This window comes from Bradyrhizobium cosmicum (assembly GCF_032290525.1).
GTDB classification, from domain to species: domain Bacteria; phylum Pseudomonadota; class Alphaproteobacteria; order Rhizobiales; family Xanthobacteraceae; genus Bradyrhizobium; species Bradyrhizobium cosmicum_A.
In genome coordinates, this window is the sequence record NZ_JASXTA010000104.1 from 1 (window position 1) to 366 (window position 366).

General features: G+C 59.6%; 1 protein-coding gene. It reads left to right on the forward strand.

Annotated elements, in window-relative coordinates:
- The coding region (locus QSV46_RS39240) for a hypothetical protein (protein ID WP_314964027.1) at positions 1-293 on the forward strand (293 nt) is incomplete at its 5' end.
- Positions 294-366 lie beyond the last annotated feature (73 nt).

The following is a 366-nucleotide window of genomic DNA, read 5'->3' on the forward strand; positions in this document are numbered from 1 at the left end:
TTGACAAGGTGCGCGGCGAATGGAGCCTAATGGCGCTCTGCTACAACTTCTCGCGCGTGCTCAGCATCCTTGGCTTCGATAGTCTGATGGCCTATCTTGCCAATCGTCATCCATATTGGCCGTTCTGGCTGCTTAACGCCGTCACGGCCATCGCCACGCGCCTACAAGCCGCAACACCGCTCTCCGAGCCAAAATACGCCCGGCGTTCCACTAGGCCATCTAATCCGGGCGCAGTACAATTCTTGCCCAGTCTCGCAGCGAAACCCATCGGGACTTGCCGGGCTGCGAAGTGATGGGTTTCGCTTCGCTCTACCCATCCTACGAATTTAGCCATTTCAACGCGCCCCGCCCGGCGGCCACGCCGGT